Source organism: Propionibacterium sp. oral taxon 192 str. F0372 (genome assembly GCF_000413315.1).
GTDB lineage: Bacteria > Actinomycetota > Actinomycetes > Propionibacteriales > Propionibacteriaceae > Brooklawnia.
In genome coordinates, this window is the sequence record NZ_KE340297.1 from 137,107 (window position 1) to 159,677 (window position 22,571).

22 protein-coding genes are annotated in these 22,571 nt (G+C 62.3%); 9 read left to right on the top strand and 13 right to left on the bottom strand.

Annotated features, from left to right (window positions below; translation table 11 throughout):
• The first annotated feature begins 64 nt into the window (after positions 1-64).
• Positions 65-1,321, top strand: coding sequence for a Mur ligase family protein (locus tag HMPREF1531_RS00605; RefSeq protein ID WP_016667949.1), 1,257 nt, complete (start codon positions 65-67; stop codon positions 1,319-1,321).
• Positions 1,318-2,073 carry a type 1 glutamine amidotransferase gene (locus HMPREF1531_RS00610; protein WP_016667950.1) on the top strand — a complete coding sequence of 252 codons (756 nt, stop codon included), beginning with the start codon at positions 1,318-1,320 and terminating at the stop codon, positions 2,071-2,073. The genes HMPREF1531_RS00605 and HMPREF1531_RS00610 overlap by 4 nt, the downstream gene beginning before the upstream one ends.
• Before the next feature lie 544 nt (positions 2,074-2,617).
• On the opposite strand, the gene HMPREF1531_RS00615 is transcribed toward HMPREF1531_RS00610, so the two are convergent.
• Positions 2,618-3,574: a diacylglycerol/lipid kinase family protein gene (locus HMPREF1531_RS00615; protein WP_198010957.1), complete on the bottom strand. Its 957-nt coding sequence runs from the start codon at positions 3,572-3,574 to the stop codon at positions 2,618-2,620.
• 185 nt (positions 3,575-3,759) lie between these two features.
• On the opposite strand from HMPREF1531_RS00615, the gene HMPREF1531_RS00620 reads away from it, so the two are divergent.
• Genes HMPREF1531_RS00620 through zupT form a run of 5 tightly spaced genes read left to right on the top strand, consistent with a single transcriptional unit; the run spans position 3,760 to position 7,165 of the window.
• Positions 3,760-4,722, top strand: coding sequence for an SPFH domain-containing protein (locus HMPREF1531_RS00620; protein ID WP_016667952.1), 963 nt, complete (start codon positions 3,760-3,762; stop codon positions 4,720-4,722).
• 1 nt (position 4,723) lies between these two features.
• A complete protein-coding gene (locus tag HMPREF1531_RS00625) occupies positions 4,724-4,933 on the top strand; it encodes a hypothetical protein (protein ID WP_016667953.1) in 210 nt (69 codons plus the stop codon).
• Positions 4,934-4,942: 9 nt separating this feature from the next.
• A complete protein-coding gene (locus tag HMPREF1531_RS00630) occupies positions 4,943-5,878 on the top strand; it encodes a ketopantoate reductase family protein (RefSeq protein WP_016667954.1) in 936 nt (311 codons plus the stop codon).
• Complete coding sequence (locus HMPREF1531_RS12635; protein ID WP_016667955.1) at positions 5,878-6,381, top strand: hypothetical protein; 504 nt, start codon at positions 5,878-5,880, stop codon at positions 6,379-6,381. Before HMPREF1531_RS00630 ends, HMPREF1531_RS12635 begins: the two co-directional genes overlap by 1 nt.
• Position 6,382: 1 nt before the next feature.
• The gene (gene zupT, locus HMPREF1531_RS00640; protein WP_016667956.1) at positions 6,383-7,165 is read left to right on the top strand and encodes a zinc transporter ZupT; all 783 of its coding nucleotides are present in this window, start codon (positions 6,383-6,385) and stop codon (positions 7,163-7,165) included.
• Positions 7,166-7,253: 88 nt separating this feature from the next.
• Here zupT and meaB read toward each other — a convergent pair whose 3' ends face one another.
• From meaB to HMPREF1531_RS00660, 4 genes are all read right to left on the bottom strand, one after another.
• Positions 7,254-8,270, bottom strand: a complete 1,017-nt coding sequence (gene meaB, locus HMPREF1531_RS00645; RefSeq protein ID WP_016667957.1) for a methylmalonyl Co-A mutase-associated GTPase MeaB — start codon at positions 8,268-8,270, stop codon at positions 7,254-7,256.
• Positions 8,263-10,452 carry a methylmalonyl-CoA mutase gene (gene scpA / locus HMPREF1531_RS00650; protein WP_016667958.1) on the bottom strand — a complete coding sequence of 730 codons (2,190 nt, stop codon included), beginning with the start codon at positions 10,450-10,452 and terminating at the stop codon, positions 8,263-8,265. The genes meaB and scpA overlap by 8 nt, the downstream gene beginning before the upstream one ends.
• A complete protein-coding gene (gene mutA / locus HMPREF1531_RS00655) occupies positions 10,449-12,332 on the bottom strand; it encodes a methylmalonyl-CoA mutase small subunit (RefSeq protein ID WP_016667959.1) in 1,884 nt (627 codons plus the stop codon). Before mutA ends, scpA begins: the two co-directional genes overlap by 4 nt.
• Before the next feature lie 237 nt (positions 12,333-12,569).
• Complete coding sequence (locus HMPREF1531_RS00660) at positions 12,570-13,463, bottom strand: NAD(P)-dependent oxidoreductase (RefSeq protein WP_016667960.1); 894 nt, start codon at positions 13,461-13,463, stop codon at positions 12,570-12,572.
• 141 nt (positions 13,464-13,604) lie between these two features.
• Between HMPREF1531_RS00660 and HMPREF1531_RS00665 the strand changes: the two genes are divergently transcribed.
• Positions 13,605-14,486, top strand: a complete 882-nt coding sequence (locus HMPREF1531_RS00665; RefSeq protein WP_036897888.1) for a patatin-like phospholipase family protein — start codon at positions 13,605-13,607, stop codon at positions 14,484-14,486.
• A 166-nt stretch (positions 14,487-14,652) separates the two neighbouring features.
• Here HMPREF1531_RS00665 and rplQ read toward each other — a convergent pair whose 3' ends face one another.
• The 7 genes from rplQ to infA form a co-directional block, all read right to left on the bottom strand.
• Positions 14,653-15,177 (bottom strand): 50S ribosomal protein L17, encoded by a 525-nt coding sequence (gene rplQ, locus HMPREF1531_RS00670; protein WP_016667962.1) that lies wholly within the window; start codon positions 15,175-15,177, stop codon positions 14,653-14,655.
• 28 nt (positions 15,178-15,205) lie between these two features.
• Positions 15,206-16,231, bottom strand: a complete 1,026-nt coding sequence (locus HMPREF1531_RS00675; RefSeq protein WP_016667963.1) for a DNA-directed RNA polymerase subunit alpha — start codon at positions 16,229-16,231, stop codon at positions 15,206-15,208.
• A 51-nt stretch (positions 16,232-16,282) separates the two neighbouring features.
• The gene (rpsD, locus tag HMPREF1531_RS00680; protein WP_016667964.1) at positions 16,283-16,888 is read right to left on the bottom strand and encodes a 30S ribosomal protein S4; all 606 of its coding nucleotides are present in this window, start codon (positions 16,886-16,888) and stop codon (positions 16,283-16,285) included.
• Between the two features lie 30 nt (positions 16,889-16,918).
• Positions 16,919-17,326, bottom strand: a complete 408-nt coding sequence (gene rpsK / locus HMPREF1531_RS00685) for a 30S ribosomal protein S11 (protein ID WP_016667965.1) — start codon at positions 17,324-17,326, stop codon at positions 16,919-16,921.
• 42 nt (positions 17,327-17,368) lie between these two features.
• Positions 17,369-17,743: a 30S ribosomal protein S13 gene (gene rpsM / locus HMPREF1531_RS00690; protein WP_016667966.1), complete on the bottom strand. Its 375-nt coding sequence runs from the start codon at positions 17,741-17,743 to the stop codon at positions 17,369-17,371.
• Positions 17,744-17,952: 209 nt separating this feature from the next.
• Complete coding sequence (gene rpmJ / locus HMPREF1531_RS00695) at positions 17,953-18,066, bottom strand: 50S ribosomal protein L36 (protein WP_016667967.1); 114 nt, start codon at positions 18,064-18,066, stop codon at positions 17,953-17,955.
• A 16-nt stretch (positions 18,067-18,082) separates the two neighbouring features.
• Positions 18,083-18,304 (bottom strand): translation initiation factor IF-1, encoded by a 222-nt coding sequence (gene infA / locus HMPREF1531_RS00700; protein WP_036897891.1) that lies wholly within the window; start codon positions 18,302-18,304, stop codon positions 18,083-18,085.
• Between the two features lie 218 nt (positions 18,305-18,522).
• Between infA and HMPREF1531_RS00705 the strand changes: the two genes are divergently transcribed.
• Positions 18,523-18,804, top strand: a complete 282-nt coding sequence (locus tag HMPREF1531_RS00705; protein WP_016667969.1) for a YciI family protein — start codon at positions 18,523-18,525, stop codon at positions 18,802-18,804.
• 13 nt (positions 18,805-18,817) lie between these two features.
• Here the strand turns inward: HMPREF1531_RS00705 and HMPREF1531_RS14035 are convergent, their stop codons facing one another.
• Positions 18,818-22,483, bottom strand: a complete 3,666-nt coding sequence (locus tag HMPREF1531_RS14035) for an ABC transporter ATP-binding protein (protein ID WP_016667970.1) — start codon at positions 22,481-22,483, stop codon at positions 18,818-18,820.
• Positions 22,484-22,571 lie beyond the last annotated feature (88 nt).

Sequence of the window (22,571 nt, forward strand, 5' to 3'; positions counted from 1 at the left end):
CGGCCACTGGCCATTGTGGCAGATCGGCAGGTGATTCCTCCCACCGATCTGCCACAATGGCGAGGTGAGAGCATCGATCGTCGACACCATCCGCCGCCACCTCGCCTTCGGCTTAGGTAACGCGGCAGCGTGGGCCTCCCGCATCGCCGGGCGCGGGTCCGGCGCATCCATCAAGGGGATGGTGATGCGCAAGATTTATCCGGAGCTATTCGATCGCCTGCTCACCGGCAAACGGATCGCCGTCGTCTCCGGGACCAATGGCAAGACCACCACCACCCACCTGCTGAGTGCCGCCATGCGGGAAGCTCTGGGGGAATCCCAGGTGGTCACCAACCCCGACGGGGCAAACCTCCGCGAGGGAATCACCTCCGCGCTATCGACCAATCCGAGCGCTCCGGTGGCGGTTCTCGAGGTGGACGAGCAGGTGGTGCCGGACGTCATCGCCAAAGGGCATCCCGAGACGCTCATCATGCTCAATTTCTCCCGCGACCAGTTGGATCGCCACCACGAGATCAATGCCTTGGGCAAGAAGTGGCGTCGTGCCCTGGAGCAGGCGGGACAAAATGCCCCGGTCGTCATCGCGAATGTCTCGGACCCCCTCGTGGCGTGGTCGGCAGCCCCCGCCCACAAGATTGTTTGGGTCAACCTGGGCACCGACTGGTCGGCGGATTCCGCGCTGTGTCCCGGCTGCGGAGCGATGCTCACCCATCTGGACGGCCGGTGGGACTGCCCCGGCTGTGAACTGACCGAGCACCCGGCCGACTACTGGGTCGATGGGGACGAGGTGGTGGCCGCCGATGGCCGTCGCTGGCCGCTGCAGTTACAGGTGCCGGGGCGGTTCAACCGCGGCAATGCCGCCTGCGCCTTGGCCGCGGCGGTGGAGATGGGGATCGATGAGAACGCCGCGATCACCGGAATGCGCCGGGTCGAGTCTCCTGCGGGACGTTTCGCCATCGGGGTCTTCGGCAACACCCGGGCCCGCCTAGTGCTGGCCAAGAATCCCGCTGGGTGGGCAGAATCGCTGCTGGTGATGGAATCCGACCCGGTGATCCTGGCCATCGATTCGTTGATTGCTGATGGCACCGATGTGTCATGGATGTGGGATGTCGAGTACGAGAAACTCGCCGGGCGCCGGGTCATCTGCACCGGGCCGAGAGCAGCCGATCTGGCCATCCGGTTGTCCTATGCAGAGGTGGACCACGAGGTAATCCCAGATATCTCCGAGGCACTGAATGGCCCCTTCGACGGAACCGTTGACGTGCTGGCCACTTATTCGGCATTCCTGCGGTTGTGCCGCTTGGGAGGAATTGAACTGTCATGACCCACAAGATCGTCATCATCTACCAATCCCTGCTCGGCATCTACGGGGATGCCGGGAATGGCAAAGTGCTCGCCAAGCGGCTCCAATGGCGGGGCGAACCCGCCGAGGTGGTCACCGTGGAACCCGGTCAGCCGGTGCCCAGCGATGGGTTGGTCTATCTGCTCGGCGGAGGTGAAGACTGGGCCCAGGTGGCCGCGGTCAAAGCCCTCAGCGCCACTGAGGGCGATGGCCTGCGCACCGGGCTAGATCGCGGCGCGGTACTGCTGGCGGTGTGCGCCGGATACCAATTGTGTGGCCGGTCATTTACCGTAGGCGACGATGAATTGGTCCATCCCGGTTTGGGGCTGCTCGATATCGAGACCCGTCGTGGCAACGAACGAGCAGTCGGTGAGGTGCTCAGCACGGGCACCCTGCCAGACGGTTCCACCACCACGATCACCGGTTTCGAGAACCATGGCGGGTTCACCACTCTTGGCTCCGACGCAACTCCCTTCGCCAGAATCGAGATAGGTGTCGGAAACGGCACCGACGGCTTCGATGGGGCCATCCAGGGCCGGGTGCTGGGCACCTACCCACACGGCCCCCTGTTACCCCGCAACCCCGAACTCGCCGATGGCCTGCTGGAATGGGCCCTCGGACGCAAGCTGGAAGCCCTGCCCAAGCAGGTGGTGAACGCCGAACACGAGACCCTGCGCGCCCAGCGGTTTCAGGTCGTGCGCACGACGAAGAACCGCGCCGAACAGACCCGCTGAACAATCCGCATCCGAGGGGGTCCGGCTGAATGAGTGAGGTGGAAGCCTTCAAGAAGGAATACACTGAATTACTTCGGTGCTGCAAATACCCGAAGCATCGCATACAGCTTTGAGAAAGATCATTATCTCCATATTGATGGGCCGCAGCTCACCAGTGCAGCAGGGGAACCCTGCTGGGTATCGGCTGGGCTCATCTCATGGGACGCGTCTTTCACGCTGTTCCCCATATCCTACGATGCTCTCGTCGCCGAGAATCTCCCGACGGCACGGCGGCTACCTTCCACCTCGACGACTCTGATGCAGCAGACATCGCCAACATCGTATCCGCGATAAGCAACAATCCCAACCTGAACAAACAGGACGGGTATGCGGCGAAGATCACGCAACGGATCGGACGAACCAAGACTATTGAAGCCACTGATAGAAAGCCTCCATGGCGCGGTGGTACATATCCATGCCACGATCAGCGCATTGGCCCACAGTTCATCTAGAAAAAGGTCGATGTTTGCCGCAAGAAGGCTAACCAATCACCGATGGTCAAAAATCAGTACACCCGCACCTGCAGTTGCCCGGGCACGATCCGGGCCCGCAGTTCCACCACGTCGGCGATGACGTCGCCATCCAGTTGGGTGGCCTGCGGCTCCTTGGGATACACCACAACCTCACGGGCATCGTCATAGTCGAGCACATCGGTATTGCCCCGCGGGGTGATGAGGCCGATGCGAGCTGCTTTGACCCACTGCCAGGGATGAGTGATCGGCACTCGCAGCACGTGCAGCAAGCCGTCATCCAACTGGGCGTCCGGGTAGACAGTGAGCCCGCCAGGGGTAGATGGGGTGAGCCCGATGAGCACCGTCCAGGTGGTCACCGGAACCTCCGGGGCGCCGTCGAGTCCGACCTTCATGTCGAGGGCCGGGCTCAGCGCGGCCTTCGCCCCCTGGGCGGCATAGGCCACCCAGCCGATAAAACGCTTGGTTTCGTAGCGGGTCGCCTCGATGGCCTCTGCATCCCGGCCGATACCCACCATCGTGGTGAAGATCTCCTCACGAACCGTCCCATCGGCGATGGTCAACTCCACCCGTCCGACATCGATCATCGCCACCACCCCGGTCAGCGCCACATCAACCTGGCGAGTCAGATCCAGCTGGGTCAAGCGCAGATTGTGGGCCAGCACATTGCCGGAACCGCGCGACAGGATTCCCAACGCGACATCGGTGCCCATCAGTTCCTTTGCCACCTCGCGCACCGTGCCGTCACCACCGACGACCACCACCAGATCGGCTCCTTGGTCTAAGGCTGCCCGGGCCTGTGGGGCGCCTGGCTCAGATTCGGTGGTAAATAACGTCACCGGAGCCCCGATGCCCAAGTCTCGGCACTTGGCGCCGACCGAGGCCAGCGCCTCGTGGGCACGGCGGGCGAATGGATTGACCACCACGGCAACTCGCGAAGGCGGCGGGATCGTCACGGCTGGAACACAAAGCGGCACAGCGGGATTGTTCACCCTTCCATTGTGCCCGCTCCGCCGAAGCCCGGTCCCAAAGATGCGGTGACTGGCGACGGGCACTTATGCCCCAGAGCCCGCCAGATCCGCCAGCTTCGGCATGTCACCTCCACTTAGGAAGCCGGGATTGAACAGGAAGCAATAATCTGATATCACTTTAATATCATTCATTGAAAGGAGCCACCATGGCAACCGAGCACGACATCGCCGAATCGGTCGGCGGCGACCCAGCCGGGCACCCCGTCGGACTCGACGGGACCCGCGTCGACATCAAGGAGAAGCCCGCCTGGGCAATCAACGGCGGGCTGGGGCTGCTTCTGTGTCTGGTGCTGATCTTCGGCGGCATTGCCTTGGCTACCGTTGGCATAAGTCACGCAAGCAACAACGCCGGCGGCGGGGGGATGATCTTCGGCGGCACCGTGGCATTCATCCTTGGTCTGCTCTGGTCATCAGCCTTCGCCATCGTCTCCCCCGGTGACACCATGGTTTTGTCCTTCTTTGGGTCCTACATCGGCACCGTCCGCAAGGCCGGTCTGCACATGATCATCCCCTTCGCCGGTCGCAAGAAGGTCTCGGTCAAGGTGCACAATTTCGAGACCAACGAGCTCAAGGTCAACGATGCCGACGGTAACCCGGTCAACATCGCGGCCATCATCGTGTGGCAGGTGGCCGATACCGCCAAGTCGGTGTTCGCCGTCGAGGACTTCTCCGAATTTGTCGCCGTCCAATCAGAGGCAGCGCTGCGGCACGTCGCCACCGCCCACCCCTACGACAACCCGGCCCCCGGCGAGGAATCGTTGCGTGGCTCCACCGAACTGGTAGCCAGGGAACTCGCCCACGAGGTGGCCGACCGCATCGCCATCGCAGGTCTGGAGGTCATTGAGGCCCGCATCTCTTCACTCGCCTACGCCCCCGAGATCGCTCAAGCGATGTTGCAACGCCAGCAGGCCTCAGCCGTCATCGCGGCTCGCGAGCAAATCGTCGAAGGAGCGGTGTCGATGGTGCGCTCAGCCCTGGCCCAACTGGAAAACGACATCGTTACCCTCGACGAGGAACGCAAGGCAGCAATGATCTCCAACCTGCTGGTCGTGCTGTGCTCTGATTCTCGGGCAACCCCCGTGGTGAACACCGGCAGCCTCTACAGTTGAGATGGCCGAACGTAAGCAGGTCTTGCTCCGTCTCGACCCAGCGGTTCACGATGCCGTAGCCCGCTGGGCCCGGGACGACCTGCGCTCGGTGAATGCCCAGATTGAGATGCTGCTGCGTGAGGAACTGAGACGGGCCGGTCGATTGCCCGACAAGATCACCCCTCCACCCAAACGGGGACGGCCCGCCAAACCTAAGGCTTCCGAGGGCTAGGATTCACCCATGAAACCCACCGTCGCCATCATCGGGGCTGGAGCCATGGGCGCGATGTACGCATGGCACTTCGCTAGCACCGGGCATGGCGTCGTACTTGCCGCCGACGAGCAACGCGCCGAACGACTCCGCCAAGGGCTGGTCGTCAATGGGGAACAGTTGATGCTCCCGGTACTCTCCCCCACCGATGAATCCGCTCCCGTCGATTTGGCTATCGTCGCCGTCAAGGATCGCCACCTGGCCTCGGCCATGACCGAGGCCAGCCGGGTGGTCGGGGCGCACACGACGGTCATCTCGGTGATGAACGGTCTGGATTCCGAGCACGAACTGGCCAGCCAATTTGACCCGGGCCAGGTGCTGTTGTGCGTCGCCGCAGGAATGGATGCCGTACGCGAGGGCTCATCCATCCGCTGGGCGCACCCCGGGAAATTGTTGATCGGCACCCCCGATGGCACCATCACCCCGCGTTTGACCACCCTGGCCTCTTGGCTCAGCGCCGCAGGACTAGCCCACGAGATCCGCGATGACATGATGCACCAGATCTGGTGGAAATTCATGGTGAACGTCGGAATCAACCAGGCGTCTGCCGCGATGCGTGCCGATTATGGGGCGTTCCAGGCCAAGACCGGCGCGCGTAGTCTCATGCTGGGGCTCATCGACGAGGTTATCGCTGTGGCCGGTCCCGAGGGCGTCCATCTCGACCAAAGCGATGTGGATCGCTGGTTGAAGGTGCTCGCTACGATGGCACCTGATGGCCGGACGTCGATGTGTCAGGACACCGACGCCGGGCGTCCCACTGAGGTGGAATCCTTCGCAGGAAGAGTTATCCGTTTGGGAGAGCGTCACGGCATCAGCACACCGCTGAACCAGGCGATGTACTGGATGCTGTCAGCACCCACCACACCACATTCGACCAACACTGAACAAGTAACCGGAGAGCAGTAATGACCACCAACCCATACGGACAATCCGACTCCTATTCATCGGATTCACCAAACCTCGGTCAGGATGCCTGGTTGCAAGGAGCCCAGGCAAGCCCGCAACCGTGGGATGATCAGGCCACCTTCGGGGGAATTCAGTCCGGTTCGCAGTGGCAATACGCCCAGCCGCCGGAGCCGAACACCTCCGGAGTGCCGTCCTACGCCCAGCCGATGACTCCCTCGCCGCGCCAAGCGATGGCCCCCTACAACCCGGTTTACGGTCGTCCTCAGGTCTCCCGCAAGGAACCGTGGTTGTCCTTGGTTGCCTCCTTCTTCATCCCCGGACTCGGGTCGATAATCAACGGCGAGACAAGCAAAGGCATCGGAATCCTCGTCGGTTTCTTCGCCTGCATCTTCACCTCATTCCTGATCGTCCCGATCATCGGCATCATCGCCTTCTTCGTCTGGGGCTTGGTTGACGCCTACCAGGGCGCCGAGAGATTCAACACCTATCACGGGCTGCGCTGAGATGCTTTTCGCCGCTGCGCTGACCCTGCTCGCAGGGTTGGCCAGTGGGTTGGGCGGGATGGCCTCGATCATCCGAAGCCCCGGTGGGCGGTCCTTCCTACCTGGTTCCCTCGGTTTCTCTGCTGGGGTGATGATCTACGTCTCGATGGTCGAATTACTGCCCCAGGCCACTGAAAACCTGACCGCCACGGCATCGGGCCGCCTCGGCGCCTGGTGGGCGGTGGGCTCCTTCTTCGCAGGAATCGCCCTCATCGCGGTCATCGACCGGCTGGTGCCCGACCGAATCAACCCGCACGAACCGAATCTCGCAGCCCACACCACCCCACGCAAAGATGCCCTAGTCAGAACCGGGCTGATCACCGCGGCCGCCGTCGGGTTGCACAATTTTCCCGAGGGTTTCGCCACCTTCATGTCTGCCCTCGACGATCCCGGTCTGGGCATCCCCATCGCCGTCGCGATCGGGATCCACAACATTCCTGAAGGCATCGCCGTCGCCGTTCCCATCCATGAAGCCACCGGATCACGCACCAAGGCAGCCCTGGCAGCCTGGGCGTCAGGACTCGCCGAACCGCTCGGGGCGCTAATCGGTTATGCCCTGCTCAGGCCATGGATCACTGACACCACCCTGGGTGTGGTACTCGCCGGGGTCGCCGGAATCATGGTGTTCATCTCCTTCGACGAGCTGCTGCCCACTGCCCAGGAGTACGGACAGCATCACACCGCAACCTACGGTCTGATGGCCGGAATGGCGGTGATGGCCCTCAGCCTGCTGTTGCTGGGCTGACAGCCCCCGTGCCTCGACCAGCACCCGAGAGAAGCAGGCATGGCGACGGCCCCGAACACCTTCTGCCCGGGGCCGCGATGCAGGTATCTCAATCGGGTTGTGCCCAATCCAAGGACGGAACCTGGGCCGCAAAGACCCGCAGCAACTCGCTGGAAGCGTCCAGGGCGCTGGTTTCACCGGAGTCGACGGCTTCTTCCATCCGATGAGCCAGTTCCCTCATCTCGCGGGTTCCGTGCAGCGAATCGAGAACCGCGGCCTCGGTCTGTGACCACATCCACGACACCTGCTGGGCACCGCGATACTTGGCCAGACCGTAGGTCTTCTCCAGATGCACACGGTGGTCCAGCACCGCCTGCCACACCTCGTCGAGGCCACTTTTCTCCAAAGCCGAGCAGGTGAGCACTGGAACCCGGCGTTCGTTGGCCTGGGAACTGACGAGCTTCATCGCGATAGACAGGTCGCGGGCGGTCACCCGGGCCTCGGCCGCATTTTCGCCATCGGCCTTGTTAACCGCAATGACGTGGGCGAGTTCCAAGATGCCCTTCTTGATGCCCTGCAGCTGGTCGCCCGAACGGGCCAGCATCAACACCAGATAGGTGTCGACCATGCCCGCCACGGCAACCTCCGACTGACCGACGCCGACCGTCTCGACGATAACGACGTCGTAGCCTGCGGCCTCCACCAGCAGCATCGCCTCACGGGTGGCTCGGGCAACACCACCCAGGTGCAGCCCGGTGGGTGAGGGGCGGATAAAGGCGTCGTCGGACTGCGACAGTATTCCCATCCGGGTGCGGTCGCCCAGTACCGACCCACCCGACACCGATGAAGAGGGGTCGACGGCAAGCACTGCGACCCGATGTCCCTGGTCGATGAGGCGGCAGCCGAGCGCATCGGTGAACGTGGATTTCCCGGCGCCCGGCACACCGGAGAGACCCAGTCTGATCGAGTTCCCCGAAGACCCCGCAAGCTCGCGCAGCATCTGCCGCGCGAGCTTGCGATGCTCCGGCTTGCGTGATTCGACGAGGGTAATGGACCGGGCCAGAGCGACCCGGTCCCCACCCCTGACGCCGTCGATCAGTTCGGCGACATCGAAACGCCTAGGCATTGTCCTCAGCGGTCTTGATCAGCGTGCTGAGCAGATCCTTGGCCGACTCGACGATGTTGGTACCCGGCGGGTAGATGGCCAAGGCACCGTCTTCGCGAAGCTCTTCGAAATCCTGCTCGGGGATCACACCACCCACGACGATGCCGATGTCCTGACGGCCGGCCTTATCGAGCTCGGCGCGCAGGGCGGGCACCAAGGTGAGGTGACCGGCAGCCAGCGACGAGACACCCACGACGTGGACGTCACCCTCAATGGCCTGACGTGCAGCCTCCTCCGGGGTCTGGAACAGCGGACCGACGTCGACGTCGAAACCGAGGTCGGCGAAAGCGGTTGCGATCACCTTCTGACCACGGTCGTGACCGTCCTGGCCCATCTTTGCGATGAGAATACGAGGACGGCGGCCCTCAATCTCTTCGAACTTCTCGATGAGGGTCTTTGTCTCGTCCATATTCGTCGAGGTTCCCGATTCCTTGGAGTAGACACCGGAAATAGTACGGATCTGGGCGGTGTAACGGCCGAAGACCTTCTCCAGTGCATCGGACATCTCACCAACGGTGGCACCGGCCCGGCCTGCGTCGATGGCCAACTTGAGCAGATTGCGCTCGGGATCGGAGGAATCCGGGTTCCCGGCGGCCCAGGTCAGTTTCTCCAAGGCGGCATTCACCGCGGCGGAGTCACGCTCGGCACGCAACTTCTCCAGCTTGGCGATCTGCTCCGCACGAACCGCGTGATTGTCAATCTTCAGGGCCTCGACGGGATCGTCATGCTCAAGCACGTACTTGTTCACGCCGATCACCGGCTGACGACCCGAATCGATGCGCGCCTGAGTGCGAGCAGCCGCCTCCTCGATGCGCATCTTCGGGATGCCCGCCTCAATGGCCTTGGTCATGCCACCGGCTTCCTCGACCTCCTGGATGAGCGCCCAGGAACGCTCCGCCAGTTCACGGGTCAGGCTCTCCACGTATGCCGAACCGGCCCACAGATCAACCGAACGGCAGGTGCCCGACTCCTGCTGCAAGAACAGCTGGGTGTTACGGGCAATACGAGCCGAGAAGTCGGTCGGCAGCGCGATGGCCTCGTCGAGGGCATTGGTGTGCAGCGACTGGGTGTGGCCCTGGGTCGCCCCCATCGCCTCGACGCAAGTGCGCACCACATTGTTGTAGACGTCCTGGGCGGTTAGTGACCAACCGGAGGTCTGCGAGTGGGTACGCAGCGACATCGACTTGGGATTCTTCGGGTCGAACTGACGGACCAGGCGGGCCCACAGGATGCGCGCTGCACGCATCTTGGCGATCTCCATGAAGAAGTTGGTGCCAATTGCCCAGAAGAAGGACAGCCGCGGCGCGAACTGGTCGACCTTCAGGCCCACCGATTCACCGGCGCGGATGTACTCGACACCATCGGCCAGGGTGTAAGCCATCTCAATGTCGGCGGTGGCACCGGCCTCCTGCATGTGGTACCCGGAGATCGAGATCGAGTTGAACTTCGGCATGTTGGCCGAAGTGAACGCGAAGATCTCCGAGATGATCCGCATAGAAGGTGAGGGCGGGTAGATGTAGGTGTTACGAACCATGAACTCCTTGAGAATGTCGTTCTGGATCGTACCGGCGAGTTGTTCGGGCTTGACGCCTTGTTCCTCGGCGGCCACCACGTACAAGGCCAGGATGGGCAGCACCGCACCATTCATGGTCATTGACACCGACATCTGGTCGAGCGGGATGCCGTCAAACAACTGACGCATGTCGAGGATCGAATCGACGGCCACACCGGCCATGCCGACGTCACCGGCCACGCGCGGGTGATCGGAATCATAACCACGGTGGGTAGCGAGGTCGAAGGCGATGGACAGGCCCTTCTGACCGGCCGCGAGGTTGCGACGGTAGAAGGCATTCGACTCGGCGGCGGTGGAGAATCCGGCATACTGGCGGATGGTCCACGGACGCGAGGTGTACATGGTCGAGTACGGACCACGCATGTATGGCGCGAGGCCGGGCATGGTGCTCAGGTGGTCGAGCCCTTCGTAGACATCGGCCCCGTAGAGGTGGGCCACCGGAATCTGCTCCGGGGTGGTCCACTCAACGGGATTCGACTCGCTGAGCAGCTTGTCAAAGGTGGCCTGGGCGTCCGCCGCGATGGCGGGGGTGCCCAGTTCGATGGTGTCGAAACGTGGCAGGTCGTTCACTTGTTCACCCCCAGGGTGTTCAGGACGTCGGACAGGCCAGCGACGACATCCATGCCCAAGGCGATGGTTCCGTCGATGACGCCGTCGGTGGAGACGTCTCCCAGTTCCTTGATGTTGCCGGCGAGGATGACCTTCGCAGCTCCGGCTTCCTTGAGGGCCTTAGCCACCTCGAAGCCCTGAACCGCGTACACCTTCGCAGACGAGCACAGGGCGACGACCGGAGTACCGGACGCCTTCCATGCTGCGACGATCTCCTCAGTGGTTCCGCCTTCCACGCTCGGGGTCTCCAAGCCTGCGATGTGGAAGTAGTTCGAGGCGAACCCTTCACGACCTCCGAAATCGCGGCGGGTTCCCAAGCAGGCCAAGAAGACCTTCGCGCCGGAATCCTTGGTGGCATCGCGCAGTTGCTCGAAGACCTCGGAATCGCGGCGCCAAACCAGACCCCCATATTCGGGGGCCGCCGGGCGGGCGAGCGCGGTGGTGACTGCCGCCTCGGTCGGGTTCGGGAATTCCGAGACACCGGTGATCGGCTGCTTGCGGGTAGCGAGCAACTTGGCACGCTTGGCGTTGAGATCCTCGAGTGTCTTGGAGATCTCGCCGGAAGCGAGATAGGCGGCCATGCCACCAGCGGCTTCGACGGCTTGGAACTGGGTCCATGCCGCCTGAGCGATCTGGTTAGTCAGCGACTCGAAATACCAACCACCGCCAGCTGGGTCGTTGACTCGGCCGATATTGGACTCTTCGGCGAGAACGACTTGAGTGTTGCGAGCAACGCGACGGGAGAACGCTGCCGGGAGGCCCCATGCAGTGTCGAAGGGCAGCACAGTGATCGCCTCCGCGCCACCGATGGCGGCAGAGAAGGTCTCGATCGTGGCTCGCAAGATGTTGACATAGGCATCGTCGCGGGTGATCTCACGCCACGACGTGACAGCGTGCTGACGAGCACCGCGCTTAGCCTCGGTGACACCGAAGACTTCGCCGACACGGGCCCACACGGTGCGCAGGGCACGCAGGCGGGCGATCGTGGCGACTTGGTCGGTGGTGGCCGAGACCCGGAAGGAAATCGCGTCGAAGGCGTCGTCGACCGAGATACCCTGGGCGACCAGGGCACGCACGTATTCGACGGCGGTGGCGATCACCCAAGCGACCTCGTGCACGTCGCCGGCACCGGCATTGTGGTAGATGGTGCCGTCCACGACGAAGGCCTGGGAATCCTTGAAGCCCTCCAGATCAGAGACCCAGTGGGCCAGATCGGATAAGTCAGCGGCAGTGCCATTGAGCGCCGCGACGCCGATCGGATCAATACCCAAGTTCAGCGACAGGTGATTCTTCGGCTTGTCGGAAGCGCCATAGTAGGCCAGCAAGGCATTCGCAGCCGCGGCCTGATCGGTGCGGCTCGACACCTCCACCTTGGCCAGCTCCAGCAGGACGTCCGCAAGAACGGTGCCCAGATCGGCAGCGTCCACGGCATCGGGGTCGACACGCAGCCAAATGCTGGTAGCACCGCGCTCCAGATCGGTGGCGATCGCCTCGCGGGTGCGCGCAGCATCGGGATCCTCGTGCAGGGCGCGCACATCCCAAGCGTCCATCTCACCACTGCGCACCGTGGTGCCGCGGGTGAACGGGACCGTGCCGGGAGCACCCAACTCTCCGATTGCGTCAGCCTCGGTATAGATTGGCTCGATGGTCAAGCCGTCAACCGTGTGCACGCGAAGCCGGTCAATGGCCTGATCGGCACTCAGCAGCTTGTTCTCCGGACGTCCCTTGTTCAGCACCTTGGCGACTTCGGCTGCCCACTGGTCGTAGGTCGGAATGCCGAAATCACCGGCGAGAACGAGGTCTTCCGCTGACGATCCTGCTGGTGGAGTAGGTGTCGTCATCGGTTCACTCCTCCCAGTGTTCGGGGTGGGGGCCAGTTCGGTCCCTCATGGTCACCCGCGACCCTCCATAGCCGCGGACAAATGCTCGCCGGATCATCCACCCGGAGCCACAAAGCCGGGCATTGGATGATTCGGCTATCAGCTGTTCCAGCATAACAACGGGCTTGGGGGAACAAGACGGCGGGTAGGTATTCGGAACGAAGCATCCACCCGTCGTCCACAATTCGTCACAAGATGTCAGTTCCCGGAGACCATCTCGATTCCATTCAGCTTGGCTGCCGCTTTGATCAGCGCGGGGTTGAACTCCTCACCGAAGCTCAACGCCGACGCCACCACCAGGGCCTCGTGAACACCCTCACCGACGACCGCAGGAACCCCGAGTTCACCAGCCATCCGAGTGTAGTAGCGCACATCCTTGCGAGCATTGTCGAGTTGGAACTGCAGCCCGGTGAAGTCGCCTCCGAGAGCGGCACCCATAATCTTCAGCGGCCCTCCGGTGGCGAACCCACCAGCGGACATCACCTCAATGAGTTTGGCCGGGTCGACGCCGGCCTTAGCGCAGACCGCCAAGCCCTCGGCGAGCATGGTGAGGGCCGACTGGAAGACTGTGTTGTTGACCAGCTTGATTGTATGACCAGCGCCCAGCCCCCCGACCCGGAAGATGCCCTCGGCGAATGCCTTGAGCACCGGCTTGATCTCAGCAAACAACTCGTCGTCGGCACCGACCATCACGTTGAGGGTGCCCAGCTCGGCCTCGACAGGGGTCTTGGCGAGCGGGATATCGGCAAAGCGCACGCCCTTTTCAGCAGCCATCCCGGCGAGGCGCAGGGTTGTTGATGGCTCGGATGTGGAGGCATCAAGAATGATCAGGCCCTGCTTGGGGTTGGTGAGCAAGCCATCCACCACCGAAGCGACGTCGGCGGCGGCAGTCACGCAGATGATGACGATGTCGCTGGTGAAGCCCAATTCAGCATGGTCAGCGGCCCTGGTGGCACCCAGCTCGTCGAGGCCCTCGGGAGCGCGAGTGCGCATCGTGTAGCTCAGCGGGAATCCCTTGAGCAGCAGGTTCTTGGCTATCCCATGGCCCATCATGCCGGTGGCGCCGACGAATCCGATCCGGGTGTCGTTCATGGTGTTCCTCTCAAGACATCGTCGTAGTAAATGAGTTTCATCCTGCCACTGGCCGATTCGAGAGTCCGTCCAAAGGAATTCGTTGCCCGGGTTGCCGTGGGCATCGCACGAGACCACCCGTCACGGAGTGAGAATGACGCCATGGCCTTGTCGACGAATGTCCACGACACTGCCCTCATCTTCGAAGGCGGGGGCATGCGCGCCGCCTACACCGCGGCTGTGGTGGTGGAGTTGCTGCGTCAAGAGATCCACTTCGACTGGGTTGCTGGTATCTCGGCAGGTTCCTCGAACACCGCCAACTACGTCTCCCGTGATGCGGGCCGAGCCCATCGGTGCTTCGTTGACTTCGCCGCAGATCCCCGGTTCGGGGGCTGGCAGCATTTTCTGCGACGTCGCGGGATGTTCAACGCCCACTACATCTACCAAGAAGCCGGACTCCCTGGGAGAGCGCTTCCCTTCGACTATGACACCTTCATGGCCAATCCGGCCCGGGCGAGTTTCGGGACCTTCGAGGCGGACACCGGCAGATCCTTCTACTGGACCAAAGATGACGTCGCCTCAATGCAGGACCTCATGGTACGGGTACAGTCGTCGTCGACCCTTCCGATCCTCATGCCCATCGTCCACATCGGTGACCATGCCTATGTTGACGGAGCGCTGGGGCCCAGCGGCGGGATCGCCCTCGATGCCGCAAAGACCGCCGGGTTCGAGAAATTCCTGGTGGTGCTCACTAGACCACGCAGCTATGTCAAGAAACCGACGAAGTTGACCCCGGCTCTGCGCGCGGCCTTCCGCAAGTATCCAGCCATCGCCGACGGGAATGCCGCCCGAGCCGCCAACTACAACTCAACCCGCACCGAGCTGCTGGATCTTGAGGCGCAAGGCCAGGCCAAAGTCTTTTTCCCCACCGGCGAACTGGTTACCCAAGCAGAACGCGACGTTGCAACCCTGGAACGCAGCTTCCAATGCGGTGCCGCCCAAATTGCCCAAGAGATCGACTCATGGAAGGATTTCCTTTTTTGAGCGCAGGCTTTTCCAAAAGTGCGCACTCAGGGAACAAGACTCGTGCGCTGTTTGCCCTCTCATCAGCCAAACCGCCCCCTTCTTCGCGCAACGTGACCTTTGAGCACCCAGACATGGGCTGAAAAGGCACATTGCGTGAAGGCAGGGTCGCTCTTCGATCATCCGATCAGGCCTTGGCGGTATCCCCGGTCGTAGTCTCGGCCTCGACGGCCTCTTCCTCGACCAGGTCCTCAGCGGTGGTGGGATCCTCGGCACCGGGCTTCGGATTGTCGGCCTTGGTGGTGTCCTTGACCTCATCCTTGGTTGCCTTGGCCGCAGCAGCCTTCTTGGCCACGGGTTCGGTCACGAGTTCGATGACAGCCAGCGGAGCATTGTCGCCCTTGCGGTTGCCGATCTTGGTGATACGGGTGTAGCCGCCCTCACGACCTTCCATCATGGGAGCGATGTCGGCGAACAAGGTATGCAGCACGTCACCGTTGGTGATGGTGCGGCGAACCAAGCGACGGGCGTGCAGATCGCCACGCTTGGCTTTAGTGATCAGAGTCTCGGCCAGCGGCTGGACGCGGCGGGCACGAGTCTCGGTGGTGGTTATGCGGCCATGCTCGAACAGCTGGGAAGCCAGGTTCGCCATGATGATCCGCTCGTGAGAGGGGCTGCCGCCGATGCGGGGACCCTTGGTTGGCTTGGGCATTTCTCAAATCTCCAGGTTTGGTGCCGAATCAGTACTGCTCGGTCTCGATGAACTGGTCGTCGTCATCGCCCTCGACTGCACCGAACTGGTCGGCGGCAGCCAGCGGATCAAAGCCCGGGGCGCTGTCTTTGAGGGCCAGGCCAAGCTCAGCAAGCTTGGCCTTGACCTCGTCAATCGACTTGGAACCGAAGTTGCGGATGTCCAGCAGATCCTGCTCGCTACGGGAGACGAGCTCGCCCACCGTATGGATACCCTCACGCTTCAGGCAGTTATACGAACGCACGGTGAGGTTTAGGTCCTCGACCGGCAGTGCCAGGTCGGCAGCGAGTTGCTCATCGACAGGGCCTGCACCCATCTCGATGCCCTCGGCATCGACGTTCAGCTCACGAGCCAGTCCGAACAGCTCGACCAAGGTCTTGCCAGCCGAGGCCATGGCATCACGCGGAGTGATGGCCGGCTTGGTCTCGACATCGACGATGAGGCGGTCGAAGTCGGTGCGGGTCTCAACGCGAGTGGCCTCCACCTTGTAGGTAACCTTCACCACTGGCGAGTAGATCGAGTCAACCGGGATGCGGCCGATTTCGGCATCCGGGTTGTTGTTCTGCTGAGCAGACACGTAACCGCGGCCGCGCTCGACGATGAGTTCCATCTCAATGGAACCCTTCTCGTTGAGTTCGCAGATGTGCGCCTCGGGGTTGAGGATGGTCACACCGGCGGGAGCCGCGATATCGGCGGCAACCACCGCGCCGGCACCCGATTTGCGCAGATACATAGCGACAGGCTCATCCTCCTCCGAGGTCAGCACGAGCGACTTCAGATTGAGGATGATCTCGGTGACGTCCTCGACCACACCGGGGAGGGTCGAAAACTCATGTTGGTTTCCCTCGATCTTGATCGAGGTCACTGCTGCCCCCGGGATAGACGACAACAGGGTGCGACGCAACGAGTTACCCAAGGTATAGCCGAATCCCGGCTCCAAGGGCTCGATGACGAAGCGGGAGCGATGTTCCCCGAAGACCTCTTCGGTCAGGGAGGGACGCTGTGCGATGAGCATTTGGTTTTCCTTTCGGCGCCGCCCGCCATATGACGACGCAGTGAAATGGGATTACTTCGAGTAGAGCTCGACGATCGCCTGCTCGTTGACGTCGATCACGATCTGCTCACGGGTGGGCAACTGATGCACCAGGATGCGCATGCGGTTGATCTTGACAGTCAGCCAGCCGGGAACATTACGCTCGCCGAAAGTCTCGCGTGCGATCACAAAGGGATCGAGATCCATGGACTTCGGGGCAACGTCAATGATGTCCAGCGGGGACACCCTAAACGACGGGATCGTGACGCGCTGACCGTTGACCAGGATGTGGCCGTGGGAGACCATCTGACGGGCCTGGCGGCGGGTCGAGGCAAAACCAGCGCGGTAGATCACGTTGTCAAGACGCGACTCGAGGATCTGGAGCAAGGTGTGACCGGTACGACCGGGCAGACGGTCGGCCTCCTCGTAGTAACGACGGAACTGCTTCTCGAGAACGCCGTATGCGTAACGAGCCTTCTGCTTCTCCTTGAGCTGCTGAAGGTACTCGGAATCCTTGCTGCGTCCACGGCCGTGCTGGCCGGGAGGATAGGGCCGATGCTCGAAGGCCTTGTCGTTACCGACAAGGTCAGTCCCGAAGCGGCGGGACTTCTTGGTGATGGGTCCGGTGTAACGGGCCATTGTTTCAGTCCTTTCTGATGACTCGGGCGACTAGACGCGACGACGCTTGGGCGGGCGGCAGCCATTGTGCGGCATCGGGGTGACATCAGAGATGGTGCCGACCTCGAGGCCAATGGCGCCGAGCGAGCGGATCGCGGTCTCGCGGCCGGAGCCGGGACCCTTGACGAACACGTCAATGCGCTTGAGTCCGTGCTCCATCGCACGGCGGCCAGCGGCCTCGGCGGCCATCTGGGCGGCGAACGGGGTGGACTTGCGCGAACCCTTGAAACCGACGGTGCCTGAGGAGGCCCACGAGATCACGGCGCCGGTCGGATCGGTGATGGTGATGATGGTGTTGTTGAAGGTCGACTTGATGTGGGCCTGACCGGCGACCACATTCTTCTTTTCCTTGCGCCGCACCTTGGTCTTTGCGGCAGCCTTGCGGCCTGCAGTAGCCATAAGTTCTTTGTCTCCTGACAGTTGGGTTCAAGCTGACGAAGGTCAGCGGGCCTTCTTCTTGCCCGCGACGGCCTTCTTCTTGCCCTTGCGAGTACGAGCATTGGTGCGGGTGCGCTGGCCCCGGACGGGCAAACCGCTGCGGTGACGACGGCCCTGGTAGGTGCCGATCTCAATCTTGCGACGGATGTCGGCTGCGACGGTACGACGCAGATCACCCTCGGTCTCGTAGTTGGCGTCGATGTGGTCACGCAACGCGACGAGCTGCTCGTCGGTCAGTTCCTTGACGCGGATGTCCCCACTGATCCCAGTGGCTGCCAGGGTTTCGGCGGCACGAGTCCTGCCGATGCCGAAAATGTAGGTGAGTGCGACCTCGAGGCGCTTCTCGCGCGGCAGATCAACACCTTGGAGGCGTGCCATGTGGCGGTTACCTTTCTTGGTTGTCGCGACGAGTTTTCAGTTCGTCACGCGAAGGTGTGTGGCGTGAGGCGTTCTCGATTCGCCAGTCGGATTCACCGACCTCGAGACCCCGGCCTTCGTCCGGGGGTGGGCGCCGATCCCTCGGCTTGCCGACCCGCGAAGGGCCGGTGTGCACTCACGTTGTCATGTTCAGTTGTGTGCTGCGCGTCTCAGCCCTGACGCTGCTTGTGGCGAGGATTCGTGCAGATGACACGAACAACGCCACGGCGACGGATCACCTTGCAGTTGTCACAGATCTTCTTGACGCTCGGCTGAACCTTCATTCGAGCTTCTCCTTGATTACTTGTGGCGGTAGACGATGCGCCCACGGGTGAGATCGTACGGAGACAACTCGACCACCACCCGGTCCTGCGGGAGGATCCGGATGTAGTGCTGTCGCATCTTGCCGTTGATAGTGGCGAGCACCTTATGCCCATTGTCCAACTCAACGCGGAACATCGCGTTGGGTAGGGCTTCTACGACAGTTCCCTCAAGCTCGAGAGCTCCTTCTTTCTTCGCCAAAATCACTCCAGATGGATGTAGGTATGTTCCTCGGACGCCGTCTCCACGCGAGCCTCCTTCCCCGAGCGCACGCAAAAACGCCCACGGGCACGATCTACCCACGTGACCGACGATCAACCATAGCCCGGCAGGGGCATAGACCCCAAATCTGGATGCCGTTGTGGCCATCAACCCCATCCCTCACGCAACCCGCCACGCCACACTACTAGGCTCACCCCATGACGTACTTCGCCGTTGAATACCTCTACCGCGCCGATGCCGATGTGGCCGCCATCCGCCCCGAGCACCGCGCCTACCTGGCCACCCTCAAAGACTCCGGCTCGCTGAAGGCATCCGGTCCTTATGTCGGCACCGACCGTGATCGCGCCCTGCTGATTTTTGAGGCTGCCGACCAAGCCGCGCTCATCGCGCTGCTCGACGCCGACCCGATGTCGGTCAACAACATCATCGAGACCCGCACCGTCACTGAGTGGAATCCGGTGATCCGCGTCTTCGAGTGACCCTGGAGTAAGTTCAGGCCAAGACCCAACCTGCCGCTCGAGTTCGTTGTTCCCAGAAGTCACGGTAGGGTCCGTCAACCCCGACGAGGTCTTCGTGGCGTCCCTGCTGCGCGACGTGGCCATCACCGGAGAGCACCACCACTTGATCGGCGGCTGCAATCGTCTCCAGTTTGTGAGCGATCACGATGAGCGTCGAGGTGCGCCTGAGCTGCTCCATCGCCGCGATGATGTGAGCCTCATTCTCCGCATCCAGAGCGCTGGTGGCTTCATCGAGCAACACGATCGGGGCACGCTTCAACAAGGCCCTGGCGATGGAGACCCGCTGTCGCTCACCACCGGAGAGCGCACGTCCGCCCTCACCGACCCGGGCCTGCCACCCATCAGGGAGCCGCTCGGTGATCTCGGTCACCCCGGCCAGGTCTGCGGCCCACCGCACCCGGGCATCCGAGGCCGTAGGGCCGCCTACTTTGATGTTTGCATCAAGCGTGTCGTCGAATAGGTAGACGTCCTGGAAGACCATGGACAGTTGTTCCATCAGTTGAGCAGTCGGCATCTCCCGCACATCGGCCCCGCCGACCCGTACAACACCGGAATCCACATCCCAGAAACGTGCGACCAGCCGGGCCAGCGTCGTCTTACCACTACCCGAGGGCCCGACAACGGCACACATCGACTTGGCAGGTACCTGGATACTTACCTTGTCCAATACAGGTTCACCGGCCCGGTACCCGAAGTCGACGCCGACCAACTCAACAGCTCCCGGTTCGGTGAGTTCCGCCCGGTTCGTCGGCTCGTCCATGATCTCGGCGTCCATCACATCATCAAGGTGGTTCATCATCTGACGACGTTCCTCCAGCCCGAAAGAACTGGATCCGATGTCCTCTAGCATCGTCGTGAAACGTAGACACATGCCGATCGTCGCAATCGTCGGAAGAGCATCCATCGCCCCAGAGACGGCCAAGGACGCGGTCAGCATGATCATTGCGACGATGATCATCTGGGTGAGAGCCCCGGAAATCAGGTTCCCGGCACTTTCCCACCACAGAGCGCGCCAGGAAATCCGGCGAGCCTCAGCGAAGGCATCTCGCAGTCGCCCGAAGCTGCCTGCCGCATGGCAGGCACGCAGCGCACCTTGGCAGCGCGCGAATTCAACAATGCGGGTGGCAATCTCGCGTTCTGTCGGTTCGGCGAGTGCCTTGCCGTGGTCCACCAAGCGCTTGGCAAGCCCTAGGAGCACCACCATGACCGGTGCACCCAAGACCAGCAGCAGCCCCAGGCGCCAGTCCCAGAACCAGGATCCGAGGCCGATGACCACGCAACCCGCGGTGTTCGAGGCAATCCGGTATAGGAAATGGGCAGCCGACTCCCCCAGTGACACCATTTCCTGACTGACCGCGCGGGACATGACACCTGCGGTCTGTGAGGTGAACCAACGCAGCGGCAACCTGGCGACCTTGTTCCCGATGGCATGATGAACATCGCGCATGAAACCAAGGGCTCCGGTCATGCTCTGACGCTTGCCAACGAAATCCGATACGGTCGCGGCAACTGCAGCGACGCCCAGCACCAGAAGCCAGCCGCCAAGATCAAGCCCCCAGCAGGTGCCGCCGAGAGCCAAGCAAACCGAAATGGGCAGCAGCACCAGCAACGCGATCCCCGACACGGCGCCGTTGAGCGCCCCGAGACACAGTCCCCTGAAGAGCCTACGCCAGGAGTCATCGCTCATCAGGCGATGGTAATGGGCCAACATGGACCGAGCGACCGTGCGGATGCCCACCGGCGAATCCGGTCTGGGTTGTTCCTCCAAGAGCTGGCCATCGTCTTGCTCCCCGGGTTCTTCGGGAACCGCCCGGGGAACGGTCACCGGCTCCGCATCCTCTCCAGCCAATTGTCCCGACTGCCGCAGCAGCGCCCGGTAGTGCGGCTCGGTCAGCAATTCCTGATGGGTGCCGACCGCCGCCAGCCGACCCCGTTCCATGACAACGATCTGGTCGACGCCACGTACCGCCGTCGGCCGATGAGCAATGACCAGCACCGTGCGTCCTCGGACCAGGCTGCTTAGAGCCTTCTGAATCTCGGCCTCCGATTCGGGATCGGCCATGGCCGTCGCCTCGTCCAGGATGAGCACCGGGGTGTCTAGCAGAATCGCACGCGCAATGGCAATGCGTTGCTCTTGCCCTCCTGACAAGGAGGTCTGCGTACCGATGACCGTGTCATAGCCGTGTGGCAAGGCCATGATCTCCTCATCAATGCAAGCCGACCGGGCGGCTTCCCGGATCTGCTCCTCGCTGGCATCCGGGCGGCCAAGGGCGATGTTCTCCCGCACCGTGGCGCTGAGCAATTGAGCGTCCTGCAACACGAAGGAGACCGTCGAGTACAGGGTCTGCTCGTCCATCTCACGAAGATCAATCCCACCGATGCGTACCGCTCCTGTATCGGGATCCGCGAATCTGGCGATCAGGGTGGCCACGGTGGATTTCCCGGACCCTGAGGGACCCAGCAGAGCGGTGACGGTTCCGGGATGCAGGCTCAGCGTGACATCGTCGACGGCGAGAGTTTTGCCGTAGGAGAAGCAGACATGGTCGATCTCCACCAGTGCTCCCCGTGGATGACTGGTCTCCCGGGGTGCGGGCAGGATGGGAGCGTCAAGAACATCACACAGCCTCAGGGCAGCGGCCCCGGCCACCTGGTAGGACCAGGAGACCGACACGATGGTCATCAACGTCGTGGGCAGGACCAGCGCTACCAAGGTCGTGGCCAGTACCTGCGGCAGGGTGACTGCGCCCGAGTGGATCATCAACGACCCCACCCCGAGATTGATCAACAGGATCACCGGGACTGACACCCATGCGAATGCCGCACAGGCGATATTCACCAGCGGCATCGCCCAACCCCAGTAGAACCGCGAGAACCCCTCCGCGGCATCAAGGTATGCACGATGAGCACGCCCTACCCTGCCGAAGGCCTTCACCACCGAGATGCCTGCCACGAATTCCACCATGGTGGAGGAGACATCGGCGAGTTTGCGATCCATCTCAACGGTTTTCTCATTCATGCCCCGCATGGAGATCGCATAGGTGAGCACGTGCAGAGGGACGGTGGCGACGGCCAGCAACGCCAGTCGCCAGTCGATCCACAGGGCGCAACCAAATAGTGCGAGCGGGGAGATGATGGCATTCAGTTGATCTACGGGGCCATGGGCGATCACTACGTGCACAGCGGTGGTGTCGTCTTGGAGCGCATTGCGAACCCGCCCCGATGTGATCTCGGAAAACCATGCGAGCGGCGTGTGCCTGACCCGGTCGACGATGCCGCGTCGCAAATGATCACGCAACGCTAGATCGGCGAAATGCGTGACAGACAAAGCGATGAAGTACAGCAGAAGCCGTCCGGAGTATGCACTGACCATGACCAGGATGATGCTGCGTACCTGTCCGGCATCTGGGGTACTCCCCGAATCGTGCGCCGCCAGCAGGATCTCCCCGAGTTCAACCAGAGCCACGTAGGGAGCCACCGCCAGCAGCCCCGAAATGACCACCAAGAACTGCGCGAACAGAACTCGGCCACGCACCGGGGCACCCAGCCGTTTCAGCGCCTTTTGCCCCTCGACAGATCGCCGTTTGTCGCGGTTGTCTGCCTGCTCCACCTGATCTGACCCGGATGCCACTGGTTGTGTCATGACGCTCCTCCTGCATCGAATAGAGAACATCATTCATTAATAGCTGAGGGCAACCTTATACACACTCACTGCTAAGCAACAACATCCC

Excerpts from the sequence above, each read along its gene's own strand:
- HMPREF1531_RS00610 (WP_016667950.1), top strand. The coding sequence starts at position 1,318 with ATGACCCACAAGATCGTCATCATCTACCAATCCCTGCTCGGCATCTAC.
- HMPREF1531_RS00620 (WP_016667952.1), top strand. The coding sequence starts at position 3,760 with ATGGCAACCGAGCACGACATCGCCGAATCGGTCGGCGGCGACCCAGCC.
- HMPREF1531_RS00625 (WP_016667953.1), top strand. The coding sequence starts at position 4,724 with ATGGCCGAACGTAAGCAGGTCTTGCTCCGTCTCGACCCAGCGGTTCAC.
- HMPREF1531_RS00630 (WP_016667954.1), top strand. The coding sequence starts at position 4,943 with ATGAAACCCACCGTCGCCATCATCGGGGCTGGAGCCATGGGCGCGATG.
- HMPREF1531_RS12635 (WP_016667955.1), top strand. The coding sequence starts at position 5,878 with ATGACCACCAACCCATACGGACAATCCGACTCCTATTCATCGGATTCA.
- zupT (WP_016667956.1), top strand. The coding sequence starts at position 6,383 with ATGCTTTTCGCCGCTGCGCTGACCCTGCTCGCAGGGTTGGCCAGTGGG.
- meaB (WP_016667957.1), bottom strand. The coding sequence starts at position 8,270 with ATGCCTAGGCGTTTCGATGTCGCCGAACTGATCGACGGCGTCAGGGGT.
- mutA (WP_016667959.1), bottom strand. The coding sequence starts at position 12,332 with ATGACGACACCTACTCCACCAGCAGGATCGTCAGCGGAAGACCTCGTT.
- HMPREF1531_RS00660 (WP_016667960.1), bottom strand. The coding sequence starts at position 13,463 with ATGAACGACACCCGGATCGGATTCGTCGGCGCCACCGGCATGATGGGC.
- HMPREF1531_RS00665 (WP_036897888.1), top strand. The coding sequence starts at position 13,605 with ATGGCCTTGTCGACGAATGTCCACGACACTGCCCTCATCTTCGAAGGC.
- rplQ (WP_016667962.1), bottom strand. The coding sequence starts at position 15,177 with ATGCCCAAGCCAACCAAGGGTCCCCGCATCGGCGGCAGCCCCTCTCAC.
- HMPREF1531_RS00675 (WP_016667963.1), bottom strand. The coding sequence starts at position 16,231 with ATGCTCATCGCACAGCGTCCCTCCCTGACCGAAGAGGTCTTCGGGGAA.
- rpsD (WP_016667964.1), bottom strand. The coding sequence starts at position 16,888 with ATGGCCCGTTACACCGGACCCATCACCAAGAAGTCCCGCCGCTTCGGG.
- rpsK (WP_016667965.1), bottom strand. The coding sequence starts at position 17,326 with ATGGCTACTGCAGGCCGCAAGGCTGCCGCAAAGACCAAGGTGCGGCGC.
- rpsM (WP_016667966.1), bottom strand. The coding sequence starts at position 17,743 with ATGGCACGCCTCCAAGGTGTTGATCTGCCGCGCGAGAAGCGCCTCGAG.
- rpmJ (WP_016667967.1), bottom strand. The coding sequence starts at position 18,066 with ATGAAGGTTCAGCCGAGCGTCAAGAAGATCTGTGACAACTGCAAGGTG.
- HMPREF1531_RS00705 (WP_016667969.1), top strand. The coding sequence starts at position 18,523 with ATGACGTACTTCGCCGTTGAATACCTCTACCGCGCCGATGCCGATGTG.
- HMPREF1531_RS14035 (WP_016667970.1), bottom strand. The coding sequence starts at position 22,483 with ATGACACAACCAGTGGCATCCGGGTCAGATCAGGTGGAGCAGGCAGAC.